This is a genomic window from Vibrio genomosp. F10 str. 9ZD137 (genome assembly GCF_049974785.1).
Lineage (GTDB): Bacteria > Pseudomonadota > Gammaproteobacteria > Enterobacterales > Vibrionaceae > Vibrio.
Genome location: NZ_JBNGCJ010000543.1, coordinates 1 through 4,517, shown reverse-complemented (window position 1 = coordinate 4,517; position 4,517 = coordinate 1). Strand labels below are relative to the sequence as shown.

The window sequence follows — 4,517 nt, the reverse complement described above, 5'->3', positions numbered from 1 at the left end:
CTATGGCAGCGGAAACCAAAGAAGGGACTTGGAAAGTATCAGGTTCCCATTGGGGAGCATTTCGCGCCCGAGTTTATGCAGGCAAGGTACAAGAGATTAAACCGTTAGAGCTGGATAAGCACCCAACGGACATGCTAAATGGTATTAAAGGTATCATCTATAGCCCTTCGCGCGTCCGCTATCCAATGGTTCGTCTTGATTGGCTTAAAAAGCACAAGTACAGCGCTGACACGCGCGGCAATAACCGTTTTGTGCGCGTGACATGGGATGAAGCACTCGACCTGGTTTACCGTGAGTTAGAGCGCGTCCAGAAAGATTATGGCCCTTCTGCACTGCATGCGGGTCAAACCGGTTGGCGTTCAACAGGGCAATTCCACAGTTGTACTAACCACATGATGAGAGCCATCGGACTTCACGGACACTCTGTAAAGAAAATTGGTGACTACTCGACAGGGGCCGGTCAAACGATTCTGCCTTACGTGCTAGGTTCCACTGAGGTATACGCACAGGGTACTTCTTGGGAGCTTATCCTAGAGAACAGTGACAACATTATCATGTGGGGTAACGACCCCGTTAAAAACCTACAGGTTGGTTGGAACTGTGAAACCCACGAATCATTTGAATATCTTGAGCAACTGAAGCAAAAAGTGGCGAATAAAGAGATCAATGTGGTTTCAGTCGATCCTGTGCAGAATAAAACAGGGCGCTTCTTAAATAATGAACAGTTCTATATCAACCCTCATACTGATGTCCCGTTCATGTTGGGTGTGGCCCATGAGCTGTATAACAAAAACCTGCATGATAAAGAGTTCATTGATACTTACTGTCTAGGTTTTGAAACGTTCATTCAGTATGTTCAAGGTGAAACGAAAGACAGAGTAGAGAAAACGCCAGAGTGGGCTGCCAATATATGTGGCGCGAGCGCTGAGAAAATTCGCGAGTTCGCACGTATGCTCGTGAATGGGCGAACCCAAATTATGGTGGGTTGGAGTATTCAGCGTCAAGAGCACGGTGAGCAACCGTATTGGATGCTTGCAGTGTTAGCAGCTATGGTCGGTCAAATTGGATTGCCAGGTGGCGGTATTTCTTATGGGCACCACTATTCAGGCATAGGCGTTTCTTCAACAGGTTTTGGTGCTCCAGGTTCCTTCCCGCTTAATATTGACCAAGGTCAGACGCCGAAATATGACAACCAAGATTACAAAGGCTTTAGCCGAGTTATCCCGGTTGCGCGTTGGGTTGATAGCCTGATAGAGCCTGGTAAGAAGATCAAAGCCAACGGTTCAACGGTGACACTTCCAGACATCAAAATGATGGTGTTCAGCGGTAACAACCCTTGGCATCACCATCAAGACCGAAATAAAATGCGTCAAGCATTCAAGAATCTACAAACAGTCGTTGCGGTAGATTTCGCTTGGACAGCAACCTGTCGCCATTCTGATATCGTGCTGCCTGCGTGTACACAGTGGGAGCGTAATGATATTGATGGTTATGGCTCTTATTCTGGTCGTGGTTTGATAGCCATGCACAAATTGGTAGACCCATTATTCCAGTCAAAATCTGACTTCGATATCATGAGAAACCTTACCCGTCGCTGGGGCCGTCACGATGATTACACTCGTGGCATGGATGAAATGCAATGGGTTGAGTCTTTATATAACGACTGTCGTGCAGCGAATGGTGCTAATTTCGACATGCCAGAATTTAAAGAATTTTGGGAGAAAGGCTTCTTAGATTTCGGCAAAGGGAAACCGTGGACTCGCCATGCTGCGTTCCGTGAAGACCCAGAAATTAATGCCTTAGGTACGCCTTCTGGCTTTATCGAAATTTCGAGCCGTACGATTGGTAATATGGGCTATGAGCATTGCCAAGAACACCCAATGTGGTTTGAGAAATCAGAGCGTTCACATGGTGGTCCGGGTTCCGAAAAACACCCATACTGGTTGCAATCTTGTCACCCCGATAAGCGCTTGCACTCTCAAATGTGTGAGTCGGAAGAATTCCGTGCGACTTATACAGTGCAAGGTCGTGAGCCAATCTACATGAACCCAGGTGATGCTAAGAAAAAAGGCATCAAAGATGGGGACCTAGTACGAGTGTTTAACGACCGCGGGCAATTATTAGCAGGAGCCGTTCTTATGGACAGCTATGCGCCAGGTGTGGTTCGTATCGAAGAAGGTGCTTGGTATGGCCCTATGAACGAAAAAGTAGGTGCCTTAGATACCTATGGCGATCCAAACACATTAACTCAAGACATTCCGACTTCTGAGCTTGCACAGGCAACATCAGCCAATACCTGCTCTGTTGATTTTGAGAAGTTTACTGGGAAAGTTCCACCTGTTACCTCATTCGGTGGACCGATTGAAGTGAGCTAATTACTCTCTGCAATTAACATAATTCAATGCCAATCCAACAGGGTTGGCATTTTTGTATTAAAATCCAAGTAGATAGTACAGATAAACAGACAGTACGTAGAAATAGAATAAATAGATAGTACAGAATAATCGTTACTAGCAGTCATTGCTCATTTCTCATTGGCCTAAAATAAACCGAGAGGTAAGTCGCCGTTATGCCGCAAATCATTACTTTAGCTTGCCAGCGCGAGGTATCGGTTCTCAATAATGATCTCTCAGTGTCCTTGGCTAACCAGGAGCTCACCTTTCGTTTTATTGGACTTCACAACAATCCAATTCCAAGTGACTACCGATTGTTTACCATGCCTTTCGATTTTGAACTGTCGGCGACCTTGCTCGGTGATGGTTTTCAGATGCTAGCTCAGACTTCAGGAAGTTGTGATAATCCAATAGAAATAGGTCGTTGTGCAGACAACGATGCGAGTTATCGAATTTACCCACAAACCGAGGCTAAGCGTTATTATAACTATCTCGTCATAGAAGACTCTGCGGGATATACCTTGTTAGGCTTTACCAGCTGCCATCGATTTGCAGGGTATTTTCAAATCATCAATCAGGAAGGCAAACGCACTATCTCGGCGAATATAGATGGTGAGAAAACGTACCCACTTGACTGGGATAGCCAAAGGCTTGAATCTGTTGCTGTGCTCAGCGGGCCTTCTCTGTCTTTACTGTTTGAAGAGTATTCTCAGCTCATTAAACATCATCATCCGACTAAATCCACGTTGACACAAAAGTCACCGATTGGCTGGTGCTCTTGGTATGCGTATTACGATGCCGTAACAGAGAACAACATAGCTCATAATGTAAAGGCGATGAAACTGGATCTTTCTTATATAGATTGGGTGTTATTGGACGACGGATACCAGGCGTTTATGGGTGACTGGTTAACCCCATCGTCGAAGTTTTCTCACGGCGTAAAAGCGATGATTCAAGCGATCATCAAACAGGGGAAGAAACCGGCTATTTGGTTAGCGCCTTTTATCGTAGAACCCAAGTCTGCGCTATTCAAACAACACCCAGACTGGTTTGTCCGACACGAATCTGGTGAGCTGCTCAAAGCTGAAGATGTGACTTATGGCGGTTGGCGCTGTACGCCTTGGTATGTGCTGGATACATCAAATACCGAAGTGCAAGACCACCTAACTCACATTTTTAAAACGATGCATGAAGATTGGGGCGTGCAGCTTTTTAAACTCGATGCGAATTATTGGGGCACATTAAAAGGAAAGCGTGACCAAACGGGTGTAACAGGGATTCAAGCGTATCGAATGGGGATGAAAGCTATAGAGAAGGGAGCCGGAGACGCATGGATACTCGGTTGTAATGCACCCATGTGGCCATCATTGGGTCTGGTCGATGCAATGCGGGTCTCTGATGACGTAGAACGGTCTCCCGCTCGTTTTTGTCAGATTGCCCAAGAAACCTTTTTCCGCAGTTGGCAACATCGCCAGCTTTGGCATATTGACCCAGACTGCGCGACCTTTGTCTCACTCGCCAATCAGTCTACAGAGCGCCAGTATTACGATTTTCATCGTACCGCTCTATTGGCAAGTGGAGGTTTACTTCTTTCAGGGGATCCACTTCCAGAGCTTACTCCTTATGCTAAGTCGAGCTTGACCAAGCTTGTGCTGCGGCAAAAACACAATCAAAAAGCGTCGAAGTTCACATCGTTATCGCTTTCCCATGCGTTTCTCCCGATAACGGACAGAAACGATCTGCATTGCTTATTCAATTATCACTCTGAACTCGAAGAGTTTACGTTAACGTCCAAACAAGCGGTCTATTGGTACGATTATTGGTCGGGTAAAAAGCTGACGTCAAAGCCAACAAATGCACTTCAAATCAGTTTAGAAAAAGGTCCAAGTAGTCGGGCGATCATTACCGCGATTGCTAAGTGAACCCCGATTCCTGAGTAAAAACGGATGGATAAATAAATGGATAATCACACAAGCTGAAATCTTTGTGGGTTACTCAAATAGAAAGAAATATCCATAGCCGATAATAAAGGCGGGGATCACTGAGTAAATCGTTGCCATCAAGGCGGCTTTTGGTGCAAGAGCGATTGCAGGAAACAACGCGTCACCATCGTTTGAAATAGAA

At 45.7% G+C, this 4,517-nt stretch carries 3 protein-coding genes; 2 read left to right on the top strand and 1 reads right to left on the bottom strand.

The window, feature by feature from the left end; translation table 11 throughout:
- On the top strand, positions 1 to 2,375 hold a 2,375-nt coding region (torA, locus tag ACP45E_RS13215), incomplete at its 5' end, for a trimethylamine-N-oxide reductase TorA (RefSeq protein ID WP_069585092.1).
- Between the two features lie 194 nt (positions 2,376 to 2,569).
- Positions 2,570 to 4,315 carry a glycoside hydrolase family 36 protein gene (locus tag ACP45E_RS13210; protein WP_017038976.1) on the top strand — a complete coding sequence of 582 codons (1,746 nt, stop codon included), beginning with the start codon at positions 2,570 to 2,572 and terminating at the stop codon, positions 4,313 to 4,315.
- A 69-nt stretch (positions 4,316 to 4,384) separates the two neighbouring features.
- Here the strand turns inward: ACP45E_RS13210 and ACP45E_RS13205 are convergent.
- Positions 4,385 to 4,517: putative manganese transporter (locus ACP45E_RS13205; RefSeq protein WP_241824310.1), on the bottom strand; the 133-nt coding region annotated here is incomplete at its 5' end.